Annotated in this window: 22 protein-coding genes; 4 read left to right on the top strand and 18 right to left on the bottom strand. The window is 59.7% G+C overall.

Annotation, left to right across the window (positions count from 1 at the left end; translation table 11 throughout):
* The first annotated feature begins 3 nt into the window (after window positions 1–3).
* Window positions 4–576 (top strand): type II secretion system protein GspM, encoded by a 573-nt coding sequence (gspM, locus tag JQ573_RS05060; protein ID WP_212311442.1) that lies wholly within the window; start codon window positions 4–6, stop codon window positions 574–576.
* 40 nt (window positions 577–616) lie between these two features.
* Here the strand turns inward: gspM (JQ573_RS05060) and JQ573_RS05055 are convergent, their stop codons facing one another.
* The 3 genes from JQ573_RS05055 to JQ573_RS05045 form a co-directional block, all read right to left on the bottom strand.
* The gene (locus tag JQ573_RS05055; protein WP_212311443.1) at window positions 617–1,564 is read right to left on the bottom strand and encodes a UDP-glucuronic acid decarboxylase family protein; all 948 of its coding nucleotides are present in this window, start codon (window positions 1,562–1,564) and stop codon (window positions 617–619) included.
* A gap of 1 nt (window position 1,565) precedes the next feature.
* Window positions 1,566–1,955: a hypothetical protein gene (locus JQ573_RS05050; protein WP_212311444.1), complete on the bottom strand. Its 390-nt coding sequence runs from the start codon at window positions 1,953–1,955 to the stop codon at window positions 1,566–1,568.
* Window positions 1,956–2,317: 362 nt separating this feature from the next.
* Window positions 2,318–4,813, bottom strand: a complete 2,496-nt coding sequence (locus tag JQ573_RS05045) for a carboxypeptidase-like regulatory domain-containing protein (RefSeq protein WP_212311445.1) — start codon at window positions 4,811–4,813, stop codon at window positions 2,318–2,320.
* 26 nt (window positions 4,814–4,839) lie between these two features.
* On the opposite strand from JQ573_RS05045, the gene JQ573_RS05040 reads away from it, so the two are divergent.
* The 3 genes from JQ573_RS05040 (at window position 4,840) to JQ573_RS05030 (ending at window position 7,863) form a co-directional block, all read left to right on the top strand.
* The gene (locus tag JQ573_RS05040; protein ID WP_212311446.1) at window positions 4,840–5,139 is read left to right on the top strand and encodes a hotdog domain-containing protein; all 300 of its coding nucleotides are present in this window, start codon (window positions 4,840–4,842) and stop codon (window positions 5,137–5,139) included.
* 246 nt (window positions 5,140–5,385) lie between these two features.
* Window positions 5,386–7,050: an HAD-IIIC family phosphatase gene (locus JQ573_RS05035; RefSeq protein ID WP_212311447.1), complete on the top strand. Its 1,665-nt coding sequence runs from the start codon at window positions 5,386–5,388 to the stop codon at window positions 7,048–7,050.
* A 339-nt stretch (window positions 7,051–7,389) separates the two neighbouring features.
* Complete coding sequence (locus JQ573_RS05030) at window positions 7,390–7,863, top strand: hypothetical protein (protein ID WP_212311448.1); 474 nt, start codon at window positions 7,390–7,392, stop codon at window positions 7,861–7,863.
* Window positions 7,864–8,262: 399 nt separating this feature from the next.
* Here JQ573_RS05030 and JQ573_RS05025 read toward each other — a convergent pair whose 3' ends face one another.
* The 15 genes from JQ573_RS05025 to JQ573_RS04955 all read right to left on the bottom strand — a co-directional run bounded on the left by JQ573_RS05025 (window position 8,263) and on the right by JQ573_RS04955 (window position 26,137).
* Window positions 8,263–9,801: a hypothetical protein gene (locus tag JQ573_RS05025; protein WP_212311449.1), complete on the bottom strand. Its 1,539-nt coding sequence runs from the start codon at window positions 9,799–9,801 to the stop codon at window positions 8,263–8,265.
* A 433-nt stretch (window positions 9,802–10,234) separates the two neighbouring features.
* On the bottom strand, window positions 10,235–10,738 hold the full coding sequence (locus JQ573_RS05020) for a hypothetical protein (RefSeq protein ID WP_212311450.1): 504 nt from the start codon (window positions 10,736–10,738) through the stop codon (window positions 10,235–10,237).
* Window positions 10,735–11,316, bottom strand: coding sequence for a type II secretion system protein GspM (gene gspM / locus JQ573_RS05015; protein WP_212311451.1), 582 nt, complete (start codon window positions 11,314–11,316; stop codon window positions 10,735–10,737). Before gspM (JQ573_RS05015) ends, JQ573_RS05020 begins: the two co-directional genes overlap by 4 nt.
* On the bottom strand, window positions 11,313–12,455 hold the full coding sequence (locus JQ573_RS05010) for a PilN domain-containing protein (RefSeq protein WP_212311452.1): 1,143 nt from the start codon (window positions 12,453–12,455) through the stop codon (window positions 11,313–11,315). The genes gspM (JQ573_RS05015) and JQ573_RS05010 overlap by 4 nt, the downstream gene beginning before the upstream one ends.
* Window positions 12,456–12,498: 43 nt before the next feature.
* Window positions 12,499–14,274, bottom strand: coding sequence for an ATPase, T2SS/T4P/T4SS family (locus tag JQ573_RS05005; RefSeq protein ID WP_312011357.1), 1,776 nt, complete (start codon window positions 14,272–14,274; stop codon window positions 12,499–12,501).
* A 2-nt stretch (window positions 14,275–14,276) separates the two neighbouring features.
* Window positions 14,277–14,756: an A24 family peptidase gene (locus tag JQ573_RS05000; RefSeq protein ID WP_212311454.1), complete on the bottom strand. Its 480-nt coding sequence runs from the start codon at window positions 14,754–14,756 to the stop codon at window positions 14,277–14,279.
* An 11-nt stretch (window positions 14,757–14,767) separates the two neighbouring features.
* Window positions 14,768–15,601, bottom strand: a complete 834-nt coding sequence (locus JQ573_RS04995) for a general secretion pathway protein GspK (RefSeq protein WP_212311455.1) — start codon at window positions 15,599–15,601, stop codon at window positions 14,768–14,770.
* Between the two features lie 13 nt (window positions 15,602–15,614).
* Window positions 15,615–16,304 (bottom strand): prepilin-type N-terminal cleavage/methylation domain-containing protein, encoded by a 690-nt coding sequence (locus JQ573_RS04990; protein WP_212311456.1) that lies wholly within the window; start codon window positions 16,302–16,304, stop codon window positions 15,615–15,617.
* Window positions 16,301–16,732, bottom strand: a complete 432-nt coding sequence (locus JQ573_RS04985) for a prepilin-type N-terminal cleavage/methylation domain-containing protein (protein ID WP_212311703.1) — start codon at window positions 16,730–16,732, stop codon at window positions 16,301–16,303. Before JQ573_RS04985 ends, JQ573_RS04990 begins: the two co-directional genes overlap by 4 nt.
* A gap of 100 nt (window positions 16,733–16,832) precedes the next feature.
* Complete coding sequence (gene gspG, locus JQ573_RS04980) at window positions 16,833–17,345, bottom strand: type II secretion system major pseudopilin GspG (protein ID WP_249131219.1); 513 nt, start codon at window positions 17,343–17,345, stop codon at window positions 16,833–16,835.
* 22 nt (window positions 17,346–17,367) lie between these two features.
* Window positions 17,368–17,835 carry a GspH/FimT family pseudopilin gene (locus JQ573_RS04975; protein ID WP_212311457.1) on the bottom strand — a complete coding sequence of 156 codons (468 nt, stop codon included), beginning with the start codon at window positions 17,833–17,835 and terminating at the stop codon, window positions 17,368–17,370.
* On the bottom strand, window positions 17,832–19,052 hold the full coding sequence (locus JQ573_RS04970) for a type II secretion system F family protein (RefSeq protein WP_212311458.1): 1,221 nt from the start codon (window positions 19,050–19,052) through the stop codon (window positions 17,832–17,834). The genes JQ573_RS04975 and JQ573_RS04970 overlap by 4 nt, the downstream gene beginning before the upstream one ends.
* Window positions 19,052–21,313 carry a type II secretion system secretin GspD gene (gspD, locus tag JQ573_RS04965; RefSeq protein WP_249131218.1) on the bottom strand — a complete coding sequence of 754 codons (2,262 nt, stop codon included), beginning with the start codon at window positions 21,311–21,313 and terminating at the stop codon, window positions 19,052–19,054. Before gspD ends, JQ573_RS04970 begins: the two co-directional genes overlap by 1 nt.
* 432 nt (window positions 21,314–21,745) lie before the next feature.
* A complete protein-coding gene (locus tag JQ573_RS04960; protein ID WP_212311459.1) occupies window positions 21,746–22,543 on the bottom strand; it encodes a hypothetical protein in 798 nt (265 codons plus the stop codon).
* 6 nt (window positions 22,544–22,549) lie between these two features.
* Window positions 22,550–26,137 carry an RHS repeat domain-containing protein gene (locus JQ573_RS04955; protein WP_212311460.1) on the bottom strand — a complete coding sequence of 1,196 codons (3,588 nt, stop codon included), beginning with the start codon at window positions 26,135–26,137 and terminating at the stop codon, window positions 22,550–22,552.
* Between the last annotated feature and the right edge of the window lie 121 nt (window positions 26,138–26,258).

The following is a 26,258-nucleotide window of genomic DNA, read 5'->3' as shown; positions in this document are numbered from 1 at the left end:
AGCGTGCTGAAGGCGAAGCTGAACCTCAACTTCGACATCAACCGCGAGCAAGTTCTCGCGACCGGCGGTTTCTGCGCGCTGCTGCTGATCTGCGCGATCGCGATTGCGGGCGCGTTGCAGGCACGCTCCAGCGCCCTGCAGCACCTCGCCGAACAGCGCGACGAACTGGCGGCGCTCGAGCTGCGTTCGCGGCCGACCGCCAACAAGCGTACACAGACCCAACGCCTCGCTGCGCCGGCGGCGGCTTTCCTCGATGCGCCGACCAGCGGCCTCGCCACCGCGCAGCTCCAGGCTTATCTGTCCGAACTGGTGCTGAACCAGCACGCAGTGCTGGTCTCGTCCGGGATTCCCGCTGATCGCGACGACAAGAACGACGCCATCAGGCTCCAGATCTCCCTCAATGCCTCGCTGGCGGCATTGCAGACGTTGCTGTACCGGCTTGAAAGCGGCGCGCCCTATGTGTTCGTCGACGCATTGCTGGTGCAGCCGGGGGGATCAACCGAGCGAACTGCCGCCGATCCGGTCCTGAAGGTCACTCTGACGGTGCACGCTTTCTGGCGCCGCCGGACGGCTTGATCGATCGCAACCGTGCAAGGGCGGGCGAACTCAAAGGATGCTATTCGGCCGCTGCTCTCAACTGGCTCCGGAAGTAATCGATCGTTCGCTCGAGGCCACGGCCGAGATCAATGGTCGGTTCCCAGCCCAGCACAGCGCGCGCCAGCGAAATGTCCGGCTGCCTCTGACGAGGATCATCGGACGGCAGCGGCGCGAACACCAGCCTGCTTCTTGATCCGGTCATTGCAATGACCTGCTCGGCCAGCTCGCGGATGGTGAACTCCCTGGGATTGCCGATGTTGATCGGCCCGGTGAAATCGTTGGGCGTGTTCATGGCCCGGATCATCGCCTCGATCAGATCGTCGACGTAGCAGAAGCTGCGGGTCTGGCGGCCATCTCCGTAGATGGTGATGTCGTTGCCGCCGAGCGCCTGGACGATGAAGTTCGACACCACACGACCATCGTTGGGGTGCATGCGGGGACCGTAGGTATTGAATATCCGCACAACCTTGATCCGGAGGCCGTGCTGGCGCCAATAGTCGAAGAACAGCGTCTCGGCGCAGCGCTTGCCTTCGTCATAGCAGGAGCGCAGCCCGATCGGATTGACGTGTCCCCAGTAGGATTCGACCTGCGGATGGATTTCCGGATCGCCATAGACCTCCGAGGTCGAGGCCTGGAGGATCTTGGCCTTCACGCGCTTGGCAAGTCCGAGCATGTTGATGGCGCCGTGGACGCTGGTCTTGGTCGTTTGCACCGGGTCGAACTGGTAATGGATCGGCGAAGCGGGGCACGCCAGATTGTAGATCTGGTCGACTTCGACATAGAGCGGAAACGTCACATCGTGGCGCATGATCTCGAAGCGTGGACTGCCGATCAGATGCGCGATGTTGGCCCTGCTGCCGGTGAAGTAGTTGTCGACGCAGAGCACATCGTGGCCCTGCCCGACCAGCCGCTCGCACAGATGCGAACCTAGAAATCCGGCTCCGCCGGTCACCAGCACCTTTGCCACGTCACTCTCTCTTCATGTCGGGGCTTGAAGCCGGTTGCCAGACCCACGCACGTCGAGCCGCGGGAACATAGCGCGCGACATGCGAGCAATCGCCGCTCTGCGAGCCGAACACCGTCCACTGTGTGATCTTCCAGACTTCGTTGCGGCGAAGCGACGCGCCGGCAAGGACACAGCTATTCCAGGGAGCAACCACGAATTGGATATCGTAGCAGCCCGGCACGATGCGCGAGACCGTGTGAAATCGCGAAGGCGGCAACGCCCCGGCAAACTGGTCCGGCCCCCATTGCCCTGCCCCGCACGGCGAAATGTAGAGGTGCTGCAGCGGCGTGTTCGAGGCGTTGACGATGGTAAATTCAGCCGCGTCCGCAGCAGACGAGAGCATCGCCGCCATCGCCGTCACAACGAGCCGTTGATAAGATGAGCGATGCATGTGAGGCGAACGCACTGCGGACATTGATTGCAGCTGCCGCGTGGCAGGCAATGAAGGATAGCATCGCGCCATTGCAGTTTTATGGCGTTTCCCGTTGTAATTGTCTCGTCCGCAGTGCGATGCGTGAATGCCTGCGCAGTGCCGAGCGTTCGCGGCGGGCCATCCTGCAGAGCTTGCGTTTGCTACGGTGCACGAAGTGAGCTGACACCACCTCGCGCAACGCGAGAGCTCTCGGTGAACTGCGACGATTCAGGCGACCCTAACCCGCAAAATTTTTCGCAGGTCAACACGGCGGAAGGCTCCTCGCCAAACGATATCGGCAACTACCGCTCTTGCACCAAAAGCTCCGGCATCGCTTCGCAAGCTTGTAGATCAGCGACGGCATTGGCTGGAGACAGAGATGATCTGCCCGAGAATTGCAGGTTCCGCCCCAGTTCAATGTCGAGCTCGGCTTCGTCCTTGCCGATCTCGATGCGGCGCCCCTGCCTTGGGAAGCACTGCCGGGAGCCCAGTTGAGCGCGGATGCTCACGATTTGCCCATTCGGCTGTCCGGGGAAGAAATAATACCCGTCCTGATCGGTCGCGGTAGAGCTGATGCGTCCGGACTCTGTCGCCGCGCGTACTTCCATTCCCGGCGCGGGCATCCGGCCGTCCAGGGTGACGCGGCCCGCGACCAACTTGGACCCGTCTGAAGCCTGACCGTTCCCGGAGGGTCGCAAAGCCCTGAAATTTTGCACGTCGAGCGTCGTGCCGGCAGGCGCGTTCATCAACGACACCCTCACCTCCTTGACCCTCCCGAGCGGGAGAGGTGGCCGACGCCAGTCGTCGCCCTCGTCGATGAATTTGGTCCAAGCCAACTGCGTCACATCGAGCGTATGCGATACCCACTCATCGAGCTTTTTCAGACGCGGGACAGACCATGTGCTGGATGACACACGCCTATCCGGTGGCTGATCTTCCAGAATGGAAACCGTGCCGCCATCCTGCATCAGCAATTCAATCTTGAAACGGGATCCGAGGCAGCTCTCGCCATCCTTGCTTGCACAGCGCTTACGAACAGCAAGCTGCAGGTGGCTCGTGTTCCAGAGGTCGAGCCGCCAGGGTTTGATAACGACGCTTGCGTCGCCGAGTTTGTCGGTTGCAAGACTGACATAGGAATTGGCTGCCGATGCGTCGGTGAAATCTCCTGATAGCGCTTCGATGCTTGCGCGGTCCTTCAAGGAGACCCGGCCGATGATTGAGGTCGGCGCCTGATCGTCGACCAATGTGATCGACGTCCTGCCGGTTTCATCCGGCGGGTTGCGGGTAAATGATTGCGTCTCGTTGTCGCCGATCCTCACCGAGGCGTGTTCGACATCTGGAACGTAAACCGTGAGTCCGTGAAGGTCGCGCGTGCCGGCGCGCATATCGGGCCAGGTTGTTTGCGTGACCGGGTCTGTCCACGGCGTGATCGAGATCGTGGATTTGTCGATTGCGAGGTGAGAGGCGATGTTGGAATGCATCACCTGGTACCGAACCCACGTGTTCGCCGGGGGTGACCAGATGCGCCGGCCGGTACCGATCGAGCCGTCGAAGTCATAGACGTAGTTTGCAAACCGTCGCATCCATTTCCGAACGGCCGGCGTCACCGGCTCCTCCGGCGAGGCCCGAAAAACCGCGGTTCCGTCCTCGGAGCCGAAATGGGTGTAGATCAGGCCCTTCACTTTCTTGCCGCGGCTGATCGATTGGAGGTGAGAAGCAATCAGCATTGCGAGGGCGTTACCCTGAGCCGTGTTGCAGCTCGGACCGCAATAGAGCTCCTTTCTTTCGTCCTCGGGAATATCCGCGAGCAAGGTTCGCGCCGACGCATCAAACTTGTCTTCACCGCTAGTGTCCAACGCTGGCGCTGTCGCACGAGGTAGATCGTAGAGCTGCTGATAGGTCGACGAGAGCGGCAGCAGCCCGTGCTGGACTTCAGGCCCGTCAGGAACAGCGAATATGTCTTTCACATCCACAGGAAAATAGGACCAGACCGCGAGCACCCCAAGCTTTCTCAAAAGGTCGGAGTGGTAGGCATGGCTCTGCTTCTGGTCGGCAAGCGGCACATGCGTATCGACGAGGGCGGGGTGATTGAAGGCAGTAAACTTCCAAACCTTTCCCGGGACGCCGAAGTCCTGAACGAGCGTGTTGCCGCCGTGGGACGTCAGTACGGCGGGGCGAACGTTCCAAGCTTCCAGCCAAGGGATTTCGGATAGAACCGTGTGCCGGCTGAAATGATCACGCTCCACCGTGGTAAGGGAGGCGGAACACCCAGCCGCGCAGGAAGGTGCGATAAACTCAATCCGGTCGATCGACATCGGATCTACAGGGCGCGCCGCGCTGTTCGACCGAAGCGGGACGATCACCTCGACGATCCGGCCGAGCGATCCGACTTCAAACTGAATGTCTTGTCCGCGAGCGATATCTCCCGGACCAAAGATGGTCGATCCACCTTTACTATCGTGCAGCATGATCGAAAGGTCGGCAGGCGGCGCCGCGGAGAAGTAGAATCTCACGTTGCGGCTTGGCTGAGGAGGCAGACCGGCAGAAGACATACTCAGGCTCGATCGTGCCGCGGACAGGGCAAGCGGCGGCTGGATCTCCGTTCGGAGGGCCAATTGACCGTCCTCGTGCCAGCTATGGAAATGGTCGATGTTTCCGCGATGCCATTCTCGCAACAGCAGGGCAAAAGTGGGTTCAGAGCCGATGCCCGAAGGAGATCGATTCAATTGTCCCGGGCCAACAAAAAGCGACGAGATTCCCGGACTCCCTTGCGGCCAAAGCGAATCCGATATCGTCAAACCGAGTTCTTCATTGAAGAAGCGGGTTGCGGCATGACATCGAAGGGCACCCTGAGCGTCTCGCCGGGCCGGTGGTGTACGGCGCGCTCACGGTCGCGAGACTTTCGCATCTGGTCGGAATGCACTTGCCGGGCGACCTCGGGCTGGCGACGAGCTGGCGGATCGACTTCAACAAGCCGCTCTACATCGACGAGGAAGCGACCTTTAACGGCGAGCTCACTCATGTGTCGCAATCCACCCATACCGTCAGCCTGAAGTTTCGGGTGTACGCGGGTGAGAAACTGATAGCCAGCGGCACCGCCGGATCCAAACTTCTAGAAGAATGATTCCATCCTAGGGTCGACGCCATGACGTTTCAGCTTCAAGAACTGCCCTGGTTAGAGGCGCCGCCGACGGACTTCAAGGCGCTATGCAGCGTGCTTGACGCATCCGACGAGCCGAACGGCGCCGAGATCGCCGCACTTGCCGCCAAAAACCTCAACACGGACCAGCTCACGCGCCTTTCGAAGAGCATCGAACGCGCGCGAACCAAGAAGAAGGCGATTTCGCCGCTTCGCGAATTTCATCTTGGATTGCTCGGCAACGGTACGACATGCCTGTTCGCCCCTGCCCTTGCCGCAGGCGCCGCGCGTCATGGCGTCCTGCTCCACGTGACTCAAGCTGATTACGATCAGGTTGTGCAGGAAGCGCTCGATTCATCCTCTGCGATCAACTCCTGCAAGCCCGACGCCGTTCTGCTGGCGCTCGATTTTCACGGATTGCCCCTCAACGACGGCGGCAGCAGCTCGTCGAACCAGTCCGCCCTCGACTACGTGGGCATGATACGTGAAGGTCTCGAGCGCGGCGCCGGGGTGCCGGTCATTTTCCAGACCGTTGCCTGCCCTCCGCAACCACTGTTCGGAAGCATGGACGCGCAAGTATCCATGTCGCTGCGTCGCCAGATTCAGGACTTTAACGACGGCCTTCGCGAGCTCGCCGCCAAGCGGGGTGACTACATACTCGACGTCGCCGCCCTGGCGGAATCGATCGGCACCCAGAACTGGCACAATCCCGTGCAGTGGAATCTCTACAAGCTGCCATTCGCGCAAACGATGGTGCCGGTCTACGTTGAATATGTTGGACGCCTGCTTGGCGCCATCCGCGGCAACGCCCGCAAATGCCTCGTGCTCGATCTCGACAACACGATCTGGGGCGGCACGATCGGCGACGACGGACTCGAAGGGATCGTTCTCGGACAGGGCGACGGGGTCGGAGAAGCCTTCTCCGAAATCCAGCGAACGGCGCTTCAGCTGCGCGATCGCGGCGTCATCCTGGCGGTGTCCTCGAAGAATACGGATGAAGTCGCGCGACAGCCGTTCCGGGAACATCCCGAGATGTTGCTGAAGCTGGACCATATTGCGGTCTTTCAGGCCAACTGGAGCGACAAGGCGACCAACATCGAAGCGATCGCCAAGACGCTAAATATCGGGCTGGATTCCATGGTGCTGCTCGACGACAACCCCGCCGAGCGGAGCCAGGTCCGAGAGGCGCTGCCGATGGTGGCCGTGCCCGAGCTGCCCACCGATCCTTCGCTCTACGCGCGCACGCTCCTGAACGCGGGCTATTTCGAAGCCGTGACGTTTTCCGAAGAGGATCGTCAGCGCGGCGACCTCTATCAGGCAAATGCCCAGCGCGCCGAGCTGTCGGCGAAGTCCCGCGACATGGAAGAATTCCTGGCGTCGCTCGGCATGACGATCGAATTCCACGCGTTCGATGCCGTCAATCTGGGGCGGATCGCGCAGCTCATCAACAAGACCAATCAGTTCAATCTGACGACGCGGCGCTACACGCATTCCGAAGTCGAGACCATGTCGCGTTCGCCCGATTGCCTGACCTTCCAGATCAGGCTTCGCGACCGCTTTGGCGACAACGGGGTCATCGGCGTCGTGATCGCGCGAAAGAAGGACACGACCTACGACATCGACACCTGGTTGATGAGCTGCCGCGTCCTCGGCAGACGGGTTGAGGAAGCCATCATTGCCGAGCTCGTCCGCCATTGCCGTTTGAATGGCGTCGACACGCTGGAGGGAAGCTACCTCCCCACCGCCAAGAACGGGTTGGTGCGCGACCTGTACAAGAAGCTCGGATTTGCGCCGGCCGGCGGCACGGATGACCACCACATCTGGAAGCTGGACATCACCGAATACGACGTCCCGTCCCTGCCGTTCGAGGTTATTCGAGACGCCGAAAATGCCTGAGGTCTGGCGTTCGCGCTTCGCGCCGCTGACCGCGGAGCGGTAACCGCAGCAACCGGATCTCACGCTGGCCGGCCGCGCCGCGCTTTCCTGGCCGAAGACGGTCAACCAGGACGACCGTCTTGGCTGGCAGCCGCGATCGAATCGGCGGATTCGCCGCCAAAACGGGAACTTGCAGCGACGGGCGAGAGATTTTCAATGCTTTCGCCCCGGATGCTGTCGACGTCACGGAGACGGATGCCAGCGCACGGAAGCCGGCCAGTTTCGGCCAGTACACGTGCCTTTTCAGGTACTTAGCTGCCGCGCACGGGATGGCTGGGGCGGGAGGGATCGAACCTCCGAATGGCGGGATCAAAATCAGCGAGGATTTCAAGCAATATCAACGTCGGTTCTGAATTCCGGGCCGGTTCGGCGTCCAATCGAATCAATAGGTTAGACGGCAATTCAGAATGCTTCGTCGCCTGCAAAATGCTTCGTCGCAAGAACCAGTTGAGCGCCCTCGATGCGTCAGCTGCTGGCTATGACACCGGAAAGGAATGGGAAGCGGAGCGACTCTCAGCGGCCGTTTTCACTTTGGTGCATGGCCGTGGCAGCGTTTCCTCACTGCCCAGCCAGCTGGGAGTGACTCTCAGGTTTGTCTCGTCAGGCGGCGTGGTTACTGGCCATGGCCTACCGGCGCCTGCCATAGCGTTCCCAAGTCTGCTGATATTTGAAGGCGGCACCGACGGCCGTGGTTTGTCCCCAAGCTCGACGATGAATCGCGACTTGTATCTGGACCGCCAGATTATCCCCTGCATTCCCTTCGACGATTGGTAGGAGTACAGGTGAAGCTATCAAGAGGGGCAACTGCGCACATCAACCATGCGAATGCTCCGAACTCGAAACCGGAGTGCTTGCGAAAGTCGCCGCATCGGGCTGAGAAGCCGACGACGAAACTGGACGCATACCGAAACTACAGAGCATCGCGGGATCCATGCCGCCGCCGCGGTACTCATCGAAGAGCTGCAGCTGACAGGAAACACTCGACTCATGGCCACACTGGTCGAAATCGCAGCCGCATCGACCATCGCGCAGATCAGCTATCTGTCTCCGGACTGCGATAAAACGAAGAAGGAGGCCGCCTCGGCTGGCGGCCTCCCGATTCTTCGCGCCTTGTTTTTCTTCTTCGTCGCCTCTCGAGCCGAGCTAGCGCTCGATCCGATTCGCGACGTTCAGCTACTGAAGCGTATATCGCCAATACCTGAATTGATGATCGGTATTGACGTTACTGGCGTTATACATATTGCCGGAAACGAAAAAGTCTAGGAAGGGCACCGACGTCATGCCGTTGCTGTTCGGCTGAGCAACCTTGACACTCGTGCCAGGCCCAAACAGGGTGGCGATGTATTGTGCGGGAGCAAACGTCGACAGATCTTTCGACCACGTCACGCCAAAATTCGGATAAGTTATGGGCAAGCTGTAGCCGGCTGGTCCACGGTTGTTGGCAAAGAATACAAAGTTGCCGTTGTCCAGTTTTGTCATCGACATCGCATCAATGTTGCTTGAGTAGGTAAAATACGACGTGAACAGCGATCCGAGATCGGCAACGATGACCGCGCCATCCTTGTACAATTTGAAGCGACGGTTCCAGTTAGGCATCGCATTGGAGCCCCACTTGTTGTTTGGATCGTAGCTTATCAGATCGGTCGCTCGCTCGATCGAATAGACGGAGGTTCCGTCACTGAAATGCGCAAGTGGAAACCGTTCGCTCGCCCAATAGCAGCTGTCTCCATGCCCATCAGCACCGGCGTCAGGTGCGGCATCGCTCCAGGTGCCAGAGATTGCCCCTCCGAATTTTCCCTCATAATTCACAACGTCTTTATAGCTTGTTGTAATGAGCCCATCGCCCGGTTTGCCAGGATCTACGCAAGGGGCACCATTGGCAAGCACTGCAAGAATGCTTAGCGTGCCACCAGTGCTTGGTGCGATCCCATCACTTCGGATCGCGACGTGCGGATACGCTGGATTCCAATACGCTGCTGGTGAAGTAGGATACGAGGTCACGATCTGCGAAGGTGCCCAGGTTGCATAGCCGCTCGCAGCTGTGACTTTTGTCACTTCTAACGTCCGAACATTCGGCCTTTCGCCATGGCCTGCGATGACGATGTCACCGGTCTTCGGATCCATCGCGCCTCCGAGATAGTTGAAGGAGTTACCGACATCGCCAACGTAACTGCTGACCGCCGTCCAATGAGAGCCCGGCGGGACCAAGGAAAACAGTTGCACGAGCGAACGCCCATCGGTTGTGAGAACCCAGAATGCCAAATAGATCGTGTTGGTACTGCTGTTGAAAAAGAGCATGGGAGGTTGGTACGCCTCGGCGCCCGTGAGACCGCTGGGAAGGGCGGTTTGGCCCATAATCATCGCGTCAGATGCAACCACGCCGTTCTTGGTAAGATAGACGCAATAAAAGGACTTTGGCACCCCATTCGAGTTGGTGCAGGAGTAGAAAACGAGGGCATATTGGCCCGCGTTTGGACCGCTTGGGATCGTTACGACCATTGGATCCATGTAACCCCAGCCGATAGGGCTTGATGCGTTCCCATATTGAGGATCGCCAGCGTAGGACGCTGTAACATCTTGCTGCCACTGAAGCGTCAACGCATCAGCATACGCTGTCACTGATAGACCCAGCATAAGCAAGGTAGCGCATACAAGAGCGACTGCTCGTCGCATCAGACTGGTCGCTTTGGCTTTGGTGTTGATCCACATCATTGATGTACCCATGCTTGGTTGGTGAGTTCAGCGACGTTGCCACACACGAGTTTCGTGTGTCCGGTCGCGAGACCAAGAGAAGATATGTCGCGTGCATGACCGCTCTACGACAACCTGTATGAGTGGCACGAGGCGTGCGAGTGATCACCTTCGACGGCTATCACGAGCGGACATATCACCTCGTCGGATGGCGCCGCCTACCTGGGAGCGAACGAGGTCCACGCCCAATCGGCCAGCGGCCCGATCCACGCTGCGGCGATTGCGGCCACCACGGCCCTTCTTGAGGCCGCGCTAGTACCTTCGCGCGACCGACGTCCAAACATTCTTCCAGTCAAAGCCCACCACCCCAGCCCAAAACCCAGCAGTAGTCGCCCAGCAGCGCCCGCTACCAATCCTGCGCATCCTCATCTTCGCGCATGCAATTGCTCACCCCTCACTCGCCGGGATAAAGCAGTAGCTCGATCGAACGCCCGGCCTGCTCAAGCTTGACGCCACCTTTTTCGACCGACTTGACCTTCCATCCCTGAAACGTCTCGCCTTCACCACTCCACCCAGCGCCCATACCGGCCTTGCTATACAAATAGGCCTTGCTCGAGCCGTTCCTGATCATCACGCCGCCGACCGCCAGGCCGGGATCAGCCAGAACGACTGGCGGCGGCGCTCCTGGAGACGGCGGTGGCGGAGATGGTGCAGGAACGAAGGGCTCGCGCGACTTGAAGAACACAGGATGCGCCAGAATCCGCTGATAGCTGTTGAGCGGCCTCTGATTGGTTGCCTTCGCACCGATGTCGGACCAATTGACGGCCCATCGACTGCCGTCGATACGGGCTGCGTTGTTCGATGCAGCCAGACTCCAGATCCATCCCACCAGGCCGGCATTGACTCCCAGCAATATCAACAGACCACTGGCCCGGAGCGGAGCGCCCTGCCATCTCATGGCTGACCTCCAACCTGGATGGCACCGAAAATATCCAGTTGCGCCTGGATCCCGGGTTCCTGAATCCCTCCCTGCCCGGTTGCGGGGACCATCTTCAACGTCGCACCGCTGACAAACAGATACGGCTTCGCATTCTCGATCGCATGAACCGCACGGAGAATGGATTGAAGCGGTCCAAAGATCTCGATCCGTGATCCGCTGTATCTGATCTGATCCGAGACCTTGACGGGGAGCGCCTGGACAGCACGCAAGCGCGCACCTGCCGCTTCGGCGAGCGCCTTCAGGCGTGTCTGGAGGTCAGCACTGATCACGCTCTCATTCGGCCCGGTCAGGAACTCTCCACCCTGCATCTGGGCCTTGGTATCGGACACGATCGACTGCACCGCCGCAGCCTGGGCAGAAATCGCCGACAGCCGCGCAAGCACTTTCTGTTGTTCTGCAATGCGACTATCGCGATCGGTGAAGAACGTCACGATCGGGATAACAACGATGCCGGCTACCAGCGCACACGCCACCAAGTTTCCCGCTATGAACAATAGCTGCCGACGGCGCCGGCCATCAGTGAGTATCCCCTTCATCGCGGGATATCCTTGATCTCGGAGCGCCTCACCTTCGCCTGCAGTGCAAAGCGTTCGCGGCCTTCAGATGCATCGAGTGCGATGGGAGAAGTCAGCGTTGCGTCAATGAACAGCGGCGAGCTATCGACGATGCCAACCAGGCTCGGCGCCGCACCGGAGAACCCCGTCAATGACAGCTGCTGCTCGTGCTTGTCTGCGGATTCCGTCAGCCGAAACTCCGTCAGCCATGAATGCGATGGCAGTATCCGTGTCGTCTCCTCCCATAGATCACCCAATCCTGGAGCCTCACTCCGTTGCAGCCGCAACCGAAGAAGGGAGGCACGCTTCTCCTGCAGCTGATCGACCTGGCCACGAACCTGCTTGGCTTTCGCGCCTGCTGTCACAATCTCTGCTTCGAGGCTGTCCAGCATGACTTGCTGGTTCCAGTACTTCAGGCCGAGTGCGACGAAGAACAGCAATACCGCGCTACAGCAGAGAAAAGACGAGAGCCGCGCGGTCCAGGACGAGTGGATCTCCGCGCCCCGCCGCAAGCTGACAAACGGCACCGGCTGCGTGGCCGCGCTGCTGTCCGACAAGACGAAATTGACATCCGCCATTCCGAGCCGGAGCGGTGTCAGAGCAAGATCAACAAATTGACGACGGACGACCCATTGCCAGACTTCAAATCGCTCATCCTCGGTGTCGTTCCCTGCAGAATGATCGGTATAGACGTCATCCATTTTGAACGGAGTCTTGTTCGTGAGATCTCGGGCAACGACTGCTTCGACATCGTTGCGCGCTTCCGCCGGCAACACCAATCGTCTGGCAAATATGCTTTCGGGCAAAAGCCGGATTCCGATCTCGACATCGCGCCGATCAAGCCCGCGGTCGGTCAGGAATCGATCAATGCATGCCGATGCGCCGCCGTCCGACATTGCGATCCGATCAGCCCCGATCAACGACCGCCTGCCGTTCAGGAGCTCAAGGATAACCGTCCCTTGGTCGGAAGCGACAGCCAGATACCGCTGTTCACGGTGCGAAAACAGCTCCACCAGCCTTCCGGGAAGCAACTGCAGGAGCTCGCTTACCCACCAGGCACCGAAGCGATGCCCGTATTTTCGCACTCGTCCCAGGCTTAGCTGGTTTGCCGATAGCCGCATGATTGCCTCTTTAGCCGGTCTCTCCGGGGACGCTCATGGTTGGTCATCCCATCCGCGTCGCGCGCAGGACCTCGTCGATCGTCGTCTCCCCTCGCCAGACCCTCGTAGCCCCCATTTCATACATGTTGAGCATGCCCCGCGCGCGTGCCGATTTTCCGATCTGGTCATCGGATGCATTCGCCAGTATGAGGCCATGAAACTCGTCGTCGATCATCAGAACTTCGGCGATCGTGGACCGGCCCGAGAAGCCGGTTCCGCCGCACTCCGTGCAACCACGCGCTTCAAGAATGTTTGGCTTACCGAACGATTCGATCTGAGGAATGATGCGGACGAATTCACTTTCCCAATGCTGGGCCTGCCTGTGCTCGCAAGCACAATGCCGGCATATCTTGCGGACCAGACGTTGCGCCACGACGCCCTTGATCGTCGAGGCCAGCAGATAGTTTTCGACCCCGATATCGATCAACCGGGTAATGGCAGCCGCGGCGCTATTGGTATGAAGGGTCGAAAGGACGAGATGACCGGTCAGTGAAGATTGAATCGCGATCCGCGCCGCTTCAAGATCACGGATCTCACCGATCATGATGATGTCCGGATCCTGTCGCAAGATGGCCCTCAGCGCGTGCGGAAAGTCCATTCCGATTTCCGCCTGTACCTGGACCTGATTGATGCCTCTCAACTGGTATTCGATGGGATCTTCGACAGAGAAGATCTTGCGATCCGAGCTGTTGAGCGATTTCAATGCGGTGTAGAGCGTGGTCGTCTTGCCGCTGCCCGTCGGACCGGTCACGAGGATGATGCCGTTCGGCTCATGCAGCAATTGGTCAAATGCTGAGATCTGACCGGCCGGAAATCCGAGCTCGGCAAAGTCGAGCGTGACGCGCGAGCGATCGAGGATGCGCAGCACGACGCTTTCGCCGAAGATCGTCGGAATCGTCGATACTCGAAAGTCAATGTCGATGCCTCTGATCGCAATCTTGATACGTCCGTCTTGCGGCATGCGCCGTTCCGCAATGTCCAGCTTGGACATGATTTTGAGGCGCGAGGTGATGGCCGCGCGCAGCGCCGGCGCCAGCACCTGCGCCGTTCGTAGCATTCCGTCGACGCGGTAGCGCACGACGACCTGGTCGACGTTGGGTTCAATGTGAATGTCTGAGGCTTGTACCTCCACCGCGCCGGCAATGATCTGGTTGACGAGCCGGATGACCGGCGCCTCGCTTGCGATGTCGCGCAGGCGCTGGACGTCGATTTCGCTGGCTTCGCCGTTGCCAAAGGACCCGTTGCTGGCATCCTTGGTCCGGACGGCATAGAGGGTGTCAAATGCCTTCTCGAAATCGGCAAGCGCAAAAAGCCTAACCTCCATTGTCAGGCCGGTGAGATAGGCCAATGCCCGTACCGGCTCCGGATTGAGCGGATCCACAACCCCTACCGAGAGCGTGTTGTCGGCGAGGGCGATGGGCAGGATGCGGTTGCGGCGTACGAAGTCGGCCTCAATGACTTCGGGAAGGACGCATTCAAGAGGCAGATCAGCCGCCAGAACCAGATCGAGGCAAAGAAATTTTGCGAAGGTAACGGCAAGTTGGTTCTCGGCAACCAGTCCGAGCTTGGTTAGAACCCGATCCAGCCGCTCTCCGGTCTTGCGCGCCGCGTTGGTTGCGCGATCGAGGACGATATGGTCGACCACGTTCTCCGCAACGAGAAAGCGGCCAAACTCCTCCTCGAACCGGACGCCGTCGGCGAAGCGGGGCACCGGCGGCGCCGCTTCAGCTATCGCTTCGGCGCTCGCTTGACGATCTTGAATCGTCGCCGCTCGTTCCACGACTAGGTCCTCACCGCGACGGCCGCCAGCCAGCATGCGATCGTGCCGATCCCAAGGAACGGCCCGAACGGCAGCCGCGATGTGCGGCCGAAGCCGCCACCTTGCGTGGATCTGATCGCCGCGAACAGCAGAGCCGAGCAGGAGGCAACCAGCAGCATCGAGGGGATTGCACTCCATCCGATCCAAAGTCCTGCTGCTGCCGAGAACTTCTGGTCTCCGAGCCCGAGCCCGTCGATACCGCGAACCCTCCGGAATAGAGATGCAATCGTCGAAAGGACGGCGAAAGCGAAGGCTGCTCCGAGAACCGCGTCAACTGGCCGAGGCAAGCCGAGGAGGATCGCCTGGCCGGCTCCACCGGCAGCCAGTAACCAGTTGAGGCTGTTCGGCAGGATCATCTCTCGCACGTCGATGACCGACATGACCAGGATCAGACTGACCAGAAGGCAACCAAACACGGCTTTCGATGCGATCAGGATGTGCAAAGAAACAGGGATCATCTGGCCCTCCAGTCAAGCAGCCAGTAGGGCTGATTTGGGTTATCGGTCAGCCGCACGATCGCTTCATTCACGATCTTTCTGTTCGACCATTCGAATTCAGTGCGGATCGCAAACGCGCGGCCTCGCAGCGAGGCCGCGATGTCACCTCCCAATGCTCCCAGCGACACTTGCTGATTGGCCCGGGCAGCCAATAGCGCTTCGACGCCCTCCGCCGACATATTGGGGAGCGCCAGTAAGGCAGCGCGAGGCGCCAGCTGCGGATCGATGAATTGCCGGCCCGAATAGACCGTCAACGCCGGTTCAATCCGCCGTAGCAGCTCCGGCGTCATATCCATGACGAGCAAGAGCTCATCGACGCTTTGGAACGGACCGTTACGTGGAAGATATGTGCTTCCGTGTGCGCGATAATCTTGTTCCTTTGCGCCATTGAGCCGCTTCAGCTGGGTTGCCGTCCGCCAGTCGACGATCTTGTCGGTCAGACTGCCGGCAGCGCTTACATCAAGGCCTGCAGACCTGAGAAGACCAGCGAGCAGCGTCGGCTCGGCCTGATTGAGGTCGATCCTGCCGAGCTCGTCCTGAACCGACACCTTGATGGGAACGCCCTCAAACTCGAAGCTTTGCACGCCTCCATCCGTCCGCCATCTTCGATCCGCCCGTGGATCGAGCAAAGCCGCGACCGCACGATTGATGCCGGCATCGACCGTCGCGTTGACGCGGGCCATCTCCAGGCCATTTTGTGCCAGCCGGTAGGACTGCGTGCCATTCCACAGCAGTGACAGCGAAATGGCCGTCAGCAAGCCTAACCCCCACAGCACAGAAACGATCGGCATCGATCCCTCCGTCCTAGCGCCCGCGGCATCGCATGGTGATCGGCTCATAGACGCAAGCGACGTCGGCCTGGATGCGCGGGGCGATCAATAGATCTGGCCATAGTTCGGGGACGCCGGGAGCTGTCACGACACGGATGCGGACAAGGCTTGGGATATCGGTTCGCTTCGTCCAGCTGTCGTTCCACTGCGGGTCCTGCCCTGGCGCCGGAGTACCGAAGTAGGCAAACTCGGCACGCTCTATTCCGGAGAGCAGGATGGTTCTTGTCGCATTCGACGATACGTTCGGATCCGCGAGCTCGGGCGCGGCGTTCACGACCAGACTAGTTTCGCCGTGCTGCCTCTCGACAAAGACCTTGAACCGGAAGCGGCCACCGTTCGCGACCGTCGGCGCATACCCCAAGAAGCTGATGGCCTCCTTTGCTCCGTCGAAGTCGATATATGGCTGGATCGCTTCTCCTCGCACCAGCATGGGGTAGAAATTTCCGATCGCACGCCGCAGAAGATCCTGGGAGATCATGATGCGCTCGAAGCGCTCGGTGTTGACGCTGCCTCTCTGCCAGGCCTGTAAACCAAACCGCACGTTGCCGAACAGCATCGTTGCGAGGAGGCTGAACAGCGCCAACCCAACGAGCAATTCGACCAGCGTGAAGCCTGCCTCATCATCTGTGCCATGGCTTGCCGCTGCAGCGATGTCCCGGGTCATCGCCGCGTAACCCTTGGACCAAGCCGTAATGTCGTAAGCGCAAAGGAGCGCGCGTCCGCTCCCTCCCCCCATTCCACCTCGGTGGATAAGGCATAGAGCCCAAGCCGTCCTTCGCCTTGATTTGCCTCGGCTAACGGCTGCATTCTGACGCGCCATCGGTATCCGTCGGGGTACTTGCCCTCACGCTCCTCTCGTCCGACCGGCACCTCGGTCCCGACCTTGGCCATGAGAGACTGTGCGATTGAGCCGGCTGTAGCCATTTTCTCGGCGGATGCGGTTCTCTGCAGCGCGCTGGATATCATTCCGAGAACGAGGCTCAATCCGGCCGACAGGATTGCAAGCGCGACGATGATCTCAACCAAAGTAAACCCGGCCTCGCTCTCCACGGAGCCCGATCGGCGTCCCCGACGCGCCGCCCGACTTCGCATCGAGCGCAACCATGCCTCGGCAGCCCAACGACTGCTAACCGTCGCGGCACCAGGATGAGCCCTCCCTTGCGATGCCAGCCGACCGCGCATCGGTGTCACCTCACTGCTGCGAATTGGAAATCAACGCACCCGCAGATGCATCGCCCTCGCGCCCCTCAGGCCCAAGCGAAACGACGTCATAAGGCCCGTGCTGCCCGGGGAACTTGTAAACATAGGGCCGTCCCCACGGATCGTTCGGTACAGCCCCACCGTTCAGATAGGGACCATTCCAGGCAGCGGCGCCATCCGGTCGCTTGGCCAGCGCCCCCAGTCCTTCCGACGAGTTCGGATAGCGCCCATTGTCCAAATAGAACAGATCGAGCGCCGAGGAGAATCCCTGAATTTGAATCCGCGCGGTCTTCACCTTGGAGTCAGAGAGGTAGCTCAGAACGCGCGGGCCAACGAGTCCCATGATGAGGCCGATGATCGTGATCACGACAAGCATCTCGACCAGCGTGAAGCCCGCCTCGGAACGGCGCGAACGGTAATCACAGCTGCCGGCCTTCCGGCGCTGACCGAGCCTTGCCAACAAGGCAACAACATCTATCTTCATTTTGCCCACCATTTCCTTCATGCCTCCCGCCCCTATCGCCGCTTCAACAGGCTGACGCGGCGCGCACAGTTCCGGTCAACCAATCGACACACAGCTTTGTCTGCTTGCCTCGCATTGACAGTGTCACGTCCCCTCCCGTTGATGAGCCATCGGGAAAGAACCTGAACTCCCCTTCCGATCCTCTCGATCCTATTCCCGCTGCAAAGGTGAGCTTTGCGTCTATGCCGGCATCGAATGTGCGCTCGGCAACAACTGACGACTTGAACCTTCTCCGATTGACATCGATCGTCAGGACCGTGGGTCGGTTGCTTGTAATGGCAGCCGATCGCGTTACACGCAGGGCGTTCGTCAATTCGCCGGCGGCCACGTCCAACCGAACACCTTCCGAGCCGCTCGAAAGCATTGGCACGGCGAACGTGGCGGCCAGCGCCAGTATGGCCAACACGACCAACATCTCGATCAAGGTGAACCCCGCGATCCGTCGCCAACGACTATTCACATGCGCCCTCATCGCCCGGCCAGGTCATTGATGCTCAGAACGGCGTTCATGACAGGCATGATCAAGGCTCCGACCATGACCGCGATGCCGACCGTCAAGGCTGGCGCAAGCGCTGCCATGAACCGGTCGATGCTGCTTTGAGTCTGCCGCTCGAGCATGATTGCGACCCGCATCAGCATACGATCGAGCTTCCCCGCTTCCTCACCCACCGAGATCATCTGAAGGGCGATCGCAGGCAGGACAGCCTCATTCCGGAGCGCGCGGTGCAGCGCGCTTCCCTGGTGAACAGCCTCGATCGCGCGGCCCAGCGACGATGCAATGTAGCAGTTCGAAATGACGCTGCTCGCCGATTTCGTCGCCTGAATCAGCGGCACACCGGCTTTGAGCATTGTTCCAAGCGTCCGTGCAAACCGCGCGGCTTCCTGTTGAAGCAGGAAGGCGCCAATCACCGGGAACTTCAACTTGAGACGATCGAGCTCAACGCGGGCATCATTGCGGCGCATGGCGACGGCAACACTTGCCCATGAGCCCATCGCTACGACGGCCATCCCGCCGACAATTTGAGCCCAGTGATCCCTCAAGCCCAGCATGAACTTGATGGTACCGGGCATCGGCTTGCCGCTTTGGCCGAACACGGGCGCGATCGAAGGGATAAGACCTCCGATGATAATCGCAAGCGCACCAAGGCTGAGCGTGACCAGCATGGTCGGATAGATCAGCGCCGACTGGACACGCGACCGGATTTCCGCCCTTCGCTCGAGCAGCTCAGCCAGCTCGGTCAGCACCTCGGAGAGCGTGCCGCCGGTCTCCGCTGCCCTCACGACAGCAATATAGTCCGCCGGAAACACCTTGGCTTGCTTTTGCATCGCGTCAGACAGCGGCGCACCGTTCAGCACCTCGGAGAGCAGACCCTCGACCAGCGCCCGCAGTCGCGACGACGAGGCCTGCGTTTGCAGGATCCGCAACGCATCATCCAGCGCAATCTCGGCGGCGCTCAACATTGCAAACTCGCGCGTGAACGCGACGAGATCCGCCGGCTCGGAGCCGCCTCCGATCGTTATCTCGCGATTCCACCATTTCGTGCCGCCCTCGGCAGACGCACGCATCTGGAATGGGGTCAGCCCCTGCGACCAGAGGATCTCACTGGCCGCATCCACCGATGCGGCGTCAATCGCCCCTTCGGCAAGGCCACCATCCAATCCGTAGGCCCGGTAGCGGAAGGTCGGCATCAGTCAAGTATCCTGCGTCCCACCTCTTCGGGACTCTGGCGTGATTGCCTGCGCTTATGCGGCCCTTCGATTGCCATGTACCGACGGTAATCGTCCGTGATGGATCTTGCCTCGTCGAGATTTCGAACGACGTGCGGCCGGATCAGAATGATCAGCTCCGTCTTGTGAATCAGATTGTCCTTGTTCGACGCGAGGTTGCCGATGAAAGGAATATCACCAAGTATCGGTATCTGCGTTCGCGCGGTCGTCCGTTCGTCCTGGATCATTCCGCCAAGCACCAAAGCGTCGTTGTCGTTCACCACGACGCTGGTCTGAATCCTGCGCTGCCGGATGGTTGGCGAATCTATGTTCGACGTCGTCGTTTGCGCAACGTTGGAGACCTCCTGCTGGATATCGAGCAGGACGCGTCCGCTTTCATTGATCCGCGGTATGATCGAAAGAATGACGCCGGTGTCCTTGTAACTCACCGAATTGACGATTGGCGCACCGGGTGTAATGACACCTGCCGCCGATTGGGTTGTGATCGGCACCTGATCGCCGATCTGGAGGACCGCTGGCTTGTTGTCCATCACAGTCAGCGAGGGCGACGAGATGACGTTGACCTTCGTAATGTCACTCAACGTATTGAGCGTCGCAGCAACGTTCGCAGCGGTCAGCGCATAAGAGAAGCCTGGAAATACTGAGCCGATAGCGCCGGAAGCTGCGTCACTGAAGGTGTATCCGGCGCTCTTTTGCTGCATGTACCAGCGCACGCCGAATTTCAGGTCATCGTTCAATGTAACCTCGGCGATGGTTGCTTCGATCATCACCTGGTTCGGCATACGGTCGAGCCTCCCCATCACGCGCAGGATGCGCTGATAATCGGCCTTCGTCGCCTCGACCAGAATCGCGTTTTTCGCTTCGTCGGCCACGATCTTCACGCGCGGACCGTCGGTATCTCCCTCCTTGCCAAGCTGAACTGCCGTCCCGGAGCTGCCCGGGCTTGCCGTCTGCGTCGCTGGCGCACGGATAGTACCGCCGCTTCCGAAGCCACCGCCCCCGGATCCGATAGAACCGGTGACACCACTCGATGCCTGCGAACCAAAGCCCTGCGATTGTTGCGGCTGCGTGGATTGAACGCTGGCCTCTTGATAGTTCGGCGCAACATTTCGCTTGGCTGTCGCAGTTCCCGTCACTTCATTCGAGAACATCGACTGCAAGACGTCGACCAGCTCCTGGGCGCGCCTGTTCTGCACGGAGTAAGTGAACAGCTCCTTCTCGCTGCCCTGGGCCTGCGCATCGAGCCGTCGAATCCAGGTCTCCGCACGACGAAGATATTCGGCCTGCGGCGAAATCACGAGGATGGCTCCAAGCCGCTTGTTCGGCACAAAGCGCACCATGCCGGCCATCGGACCGTCGCGCTCGGCTGCAAATACTGTCTTCAATTCCCCGGCTATTGCATCTGGCTGCGACGTCTTCACCGGAACGATCGCAAACGACATGCCCTTCATCGTATCGATATCGAACAGCGCGATTGCGTCCATCATCGCCGCAATATCCTGACGATTGCCTGCCAGAGTGATCAGGTTGCGCGCGTCGTCGACGCGGACAATACCGTCCTTGGGTGCGATCGTCTCGAGCACGCGACGGATTTCAGAAGCAGAAACGTATTTGAGTTGCACGACTTGCAAGCCCGAACCGATCATTTCCGTATCCGGCGCATCATCAGTGCGGAAGCTGCTGCCTACGGCAGTCTGGTCCGCAGCGACAATCCGGTAGATCCCCTTGTTGTTGACCATGGCGGCGTTGTTCGACCGCAGCGCCGCCTGAAACAGATCGATGACGCTGGATTTTGCCACCGGCTTGGGCGTCTGAATCGTGATCTTGCCTTCGATGCCGGGATCGACCGTATATTTGACGGCTAAGATATCGCCCAGAATCGTCTTCGCAGCCTGCGGCGCGGGAACGCTGACCAGATTGATCGTAACGCCATCGGTCACATCTTCGGAAGCGGGGTTGATCGACCCCGTCGGCGGCTCGCCGACAAAGCGACCGGACCCTTCGATGATCGTGGACCGCCCACCACGCGGATTGGAGAGTAGAAGTGTCCCGCCAGGTTCTTCTGACGACGGTTCCGCCCGGCTATGCCCTTTAGCCGACGCTGGCGTCGATGCGTACGCCCGCTCAGCAATCGCAGACCGATCCTCAACCGTCTGGCACCCCGAGAGCCAGAGCGCGAGGGGCAACGCCTGGATCCAAAATCGGGAGGCTTCGAATCCCAACGCAAATGCTCCCTGCCGACCCGGCGCTACACTTCAATTGCCCTACGAGCCCGCATCCTACTTCTCAACACGAACCGCCTACTACGCCCCGAGCGTGCACTGTACATCGCAACTCGAATGCCGCTGAAGTTGCCAGCGGAGCGTCGATTGAAGGATACTCTCACCACATACGCTGGCGCCGCCTTCGCATCAGCATCTTGCCTACCGCCACAATCTAGTAGTCGCAACGATGTATCAAACCGCAATTGCGGTTCTCCACAACCACATGTTGATTTCGAACGATAGTACTTCTGATCTGCATGAAGGGCCGACCATGGAAGCCAGATTCGCACAACGCCGCGTCGGCACAATCTCATCAAGAGTTGTGAATCGGCAGCGGATAGGATGAGACAAGCGTGTCATCCGCAAGATCAATCCTATTCGGACTTGCCGCTATTCAAGTTCGGTCAATGAACAAGCAATGGTACTGAACAATTCGATCTGCGCCTTGACACCAAGAATATACTCGGTCGCGTTCTCGCCAGGAAAGTACTGTGCAACTCCGGGAACCAACCGATCTAAGACAGCAACGCCTTCCGTTTCGAAGACATATTCAACGTCGTCCTTATGATATATGCGGAATTTCAGTGGAGGTTTCAGACGAAACCGATTGCCGCCAAGTTCAATCCCGACCTCAAAGATAAGGCCACACGTCGCCTTTCGACGCCAACGACCACGGTGACGCTCGAAAGCTAACGCGGAACAGTATCTTTCCACAAAGGGAATGACATCGCTCTTCTGAACAAACTCGCCGACTGGTTCAATTCCGAATTGGCCAGCCTCGGCCATCCGAAGACGGCCAAAGACTTCAGCCTCCCTTGCCCGAAATTCCGCATCGAACCAAAATTTCTTGAAACGATCGAACATGGACTTAACTAGCGGTGGATTTGGAAATCCTGGCTCCACGAAATCTCTTGCGGCGAAGAGATCATCCAGAAAAGCCGAGCGGTACGTTGGTTCGACCACAAACCTTCTCTGATCCGAATTACCCTTCCCAAGAGATTGCATTGTCTCCAGCGCAACTTCGTCCCAGTATCGATTGAGCACGCCAGCCTGCTGCTCGCCGCAAAAACGAATAACTCTGTCTTGCCACTCTTTATGAATTGAAAAGCCCAAGCTCTCAAATGCGAGCTGCGTCGCAACTCGACCGGGCCATCTCATCAGTATGCCGAGCAGCGGGCGCACTTCCATCGATCACTACCTTAGAAGAAGACTACTAGCTGACGTTGGAGCGAAAAACGCATTCCCTCGAGCTGCCTCAGACAGACTAACTCCTTGTGTTGCTGACCGATAGGGGCTCCAAAGAATAGCGCCATCGCCCGCGTTCACGTAGGTGTAGCTTCCTCTTGTTCCTATGAGCGGCGCGACTGGCAATGGCAAAGCTCCGCCGGGCTGGTAGGCGCTACCTTGAGCAGTGATCGAATAGAATTCAGCCATCACTCGAGCTGCAAAATAGCCTGCAAGATTATTTGGCTTAATCTCCCAAATTTCGCCTGTCACGGAGTTTCCGATGTCGACTCGTCCCGAAAATGACGTGCCATTGCTGTCAGATGCCGCTTCAGTAAAGAGGCCCGGTATCGGCTGTCGTTCGAGCCAATCTTGAAGCGCGCGATGCGCATCTTGGCCGTTCAACATTGCATCAACGCCGCGCTTAACGAGTCCGGCGCCCGCGTTAAACAAATAGCCAAACGCGCCGGTCACAGCGCCATTCTCGAACTTGCCACCTCCTGCAAGCGAAGCGAGCCCCCCGGCGGCAGCCGAAATAATAGTCCCGCCGACCCGAGCCTCCAGGTTCTCCTGCGGCGCCCGAAACACGGAGTTGGTGAGGGGCGACAGTGCCGAACCGACAGCACCCGACAGCGCGCCTGAACCGCACTGACTACCCGACGCAACCGACGACAAACAACCGACCGCGGCATGGCCGGCCACATTTGCAGCATACTGGGGCGTGCCGAATTCAGGTGTATGGCCGGTGAGTTCCCCCACTCCACTGAACGCGAAGGCAGTCGCGCCTGCTATCACTCCTGCCCTCAATATCTGTCCGAGATTGCCGCCGGATAGTCCAGTTGCGATTACGGCGCCGCCTGCAGCTGAGGCGACAGCGAGTGCCATGCTTCCAGCCGTGAGCAAGCCCAATCCGGGTAAAACTACATTCAGAAGGACCGTCGCGCCGATCTGCAGGATGGCTCTTGCGATCGCATTGGTCTGGAGGAAATGCGTGACATCGCGAGCGATGCCGCTGAAGAAGTTGCCGACGGAGTGGAAGAAGTTCGAGAACCAGGAGAATCCGTTGGGATCGGTAAAGGCGAGCGGATCGTTGCCGACGTAGGAATATCGATTCCACCCTTGAGCATTCATTGGATCGGTAACGGTTGGATCCGCGGACGTGAATCGCGCCAGCAGCGGATCGTAGACCCGGCCATTCAGGTGCACGAGGCCCGCGACGGAGAGCTCCTCCTCGCCGGTGAAGCCGCGTGTGGTCTGGCTGGTGATGCTGCCGGCGGTATCGTCGCTGCCGTCGGCATTGCGCCGCTTGCCCCAGGCGTCATAGGAGAGCCGCTCTACGATGGTGCCGGTCTCGTCGGTGATGACCGAGATCGAGCCGAGATGGTCGGTGTGGAAATAGCGCGTGGTCAGCGTCTCCGAGGCGACCTGGAGGGTGCGCATGCCGACCTTGGCGTTGCCGACCGAGAGATATTCGGTCCACTTGGCCGAGCTAGTGCCGGGATTGCTGATCTCCGCCAGGACGCCGAACGCGGCGACATAGAGCGTGGTGCCCTCCGGCGTCACCTGCTTGAAGCGCTGGTGCTCGGTGTCGTCCTGGAAGCTGATGGTCCGCGTGCCCTGGGTGATGCTCGCGGGCTTGTTATAGGAGGTATAGGTGATCGAGCGGCCAAGCCCTGCGGTCTGGTTGCCGTTCGGATCATAGGTAAAGGTGGCGCTGATCGCCCCGCCGCTTATGCCAGCAACCGCATGTGGGAGGGGTGAACCGGCCGTCGCGTAGCTGTAGGTGCCGACGTCCGACTTCGAGATGATGTTGCCGATCGCGCTATAGGAGAAGTTCTTGATCAGCGGCCCCGCGGCCAGGCTGACGGTTGCCGTGGTCAGGCGGTTCAGCGCGTCGTAGCCAAAGCTCTCGCTCAGATTGGTGTTGGCATCGCTACGCGACAGCGGGTTACCGAGCCGATCATAGGTATAGGAGAGATTCTGGACAGCGCCGGCGGTGCCGGTGACGATGGCGGAGAGCCGGCCGGTAGTCGCGCTGAAGGTGCGGACGGTGGCGAGGCCGTTACCCGCGGTCTGCTGGGTCAGATGACCTTCCGCGTCCATCGCGTTCGCGGTCCAGTGCACCTGGCCGGTTGCGTCATCGAGCAACTGGTTGGCGTAACCAAGACTGTTGTAGCCATAGCGAGCGGTGAAGCCGGACGGATAGGTCACCTTGGTGAGACGACTGTTGGCGTCATAGGCCGCCGCCATCACGTAGCTTGCGTCATCGATGGTGGTCGATACCTGCGCGGGGCGGCCCAGCGCGTCATAGCTGATACTGCGGGCAAAGCCATTGCCGGTGCCTGCGATGATGGCTGATGAGGCGAGCTTGCCGATACCATGCGCCGCGGTGTCGTAGGTCCAGACACTGGTCATGTCAGGTTCGACGCGCTGCACCATGCGATTAAGCTTGTCGTAGCTGATCGTCGTGACCTGGCCCTTGGCATCGGTCTGGCTGACGGCCTGCCCAAGCGTGTTGTAGGTGTAAGTCCAGTAGCCGAGATCAGGATCGAGGCTCGAGATCTTGCGGCCCCGCAAATCGTAACCAGCTTTCACCACATTGCTGTCGGGATCGGTGGTCTGCACCATGTTGCCGACGGCGTCATAGGCATAAGTCATGGTCTTGCCGAGCGCGTCGGTGACCGACACCACCTGGCTTTGGCTGTTCTTGATGACCGTGCGGGTCTGGCTCAGCGCGTTGGTCGCGGTGACCGTCAGCCCGTGATAGGCACTGGTGGTCACGCTGCCATCGGGCTCAGTCTGGGTCACCACGCGCCCCAGCGCATCATAGGTATACGTGGTGTATTGCGGCGTGCCGCCGGAGGCAGCATAGGGCCTGCTGGTCAGCGAGACCCGGCTGAGTGCATCGTATTGCTTGACGGCACGCACGGTGCTGCCGTCAAAACCCTGGGTTTCGCGCGAGGTCTCGCGCTCGAGCATATCGAAATAGACGGTGACAGTCGGCGCGTTCAACGTAGTGCCGTCAGCCGCGTAGGACGACGTCGTGATCAGGTATACCGCACCGGCCGGACAGGTGGCGGTGCCACCGGCGTATCCGCTGCAGAATTTGTAGGCCAGCTTGGCCTGGGTGCCGTCGGCGTGCACCTCGCCGATCTTGCGGCCGAAGCTGTCGTAGCTGAAGGTTGTGGTCAGGCCGTTGGGCCCGGTCTGGCTGGTCGGCTTGCCTAGCCGCGCATCGTACTGAAGGCTTTCGCTCTGGCCGAGCGCATTGGTGTTGGTGGTGGCGAATTGGCCTTTGGCGTCGAACGAGCTGCTGCTGCCGCGGCTCGCGATGTCGGCGCCGCTTACCGTGACGGTCAACTTGTTGCCAAAGGCGTCGCAAGTGTAATCGGTCTGCAGCCGCAATGCCGGGGTATCGGGCTCCACCACTTCCTGATTCAGCAATCCGGTGGAATCATAACCGAACGATGAGGTGCGCGTGATGGTGTCGGCCCAGGCCTGGGTTGACAGCATCACGACGGCAGCAGCCACCATCGACCAGGTCGCGATCTTGCTCATGGCATTATTCCCCAAAACCCCAAAAGGAATTCTTTACGTCTGGATTCGCACGCAGCTCCGCGAGACGCCAACGAGCGCCGAACTTGATCGACAAAAAAACGCGAGAGAGCGCTTAGCGCCG

It is taken from the genome of Bradyrhizobium sp. AUGA SZCCT0105 (assembly GCF_018129565.1).
In the GTDB taxonomy this organism is placed as follows: Bacteria; Pseudomonadota; Alphaproteobacteria; order Rhizobiales; family Xanthobacteraceae; genus Bradyrhizobium.
This window is presented reverse-complemented; position numbering and strand designations above follow the sequence as displayed.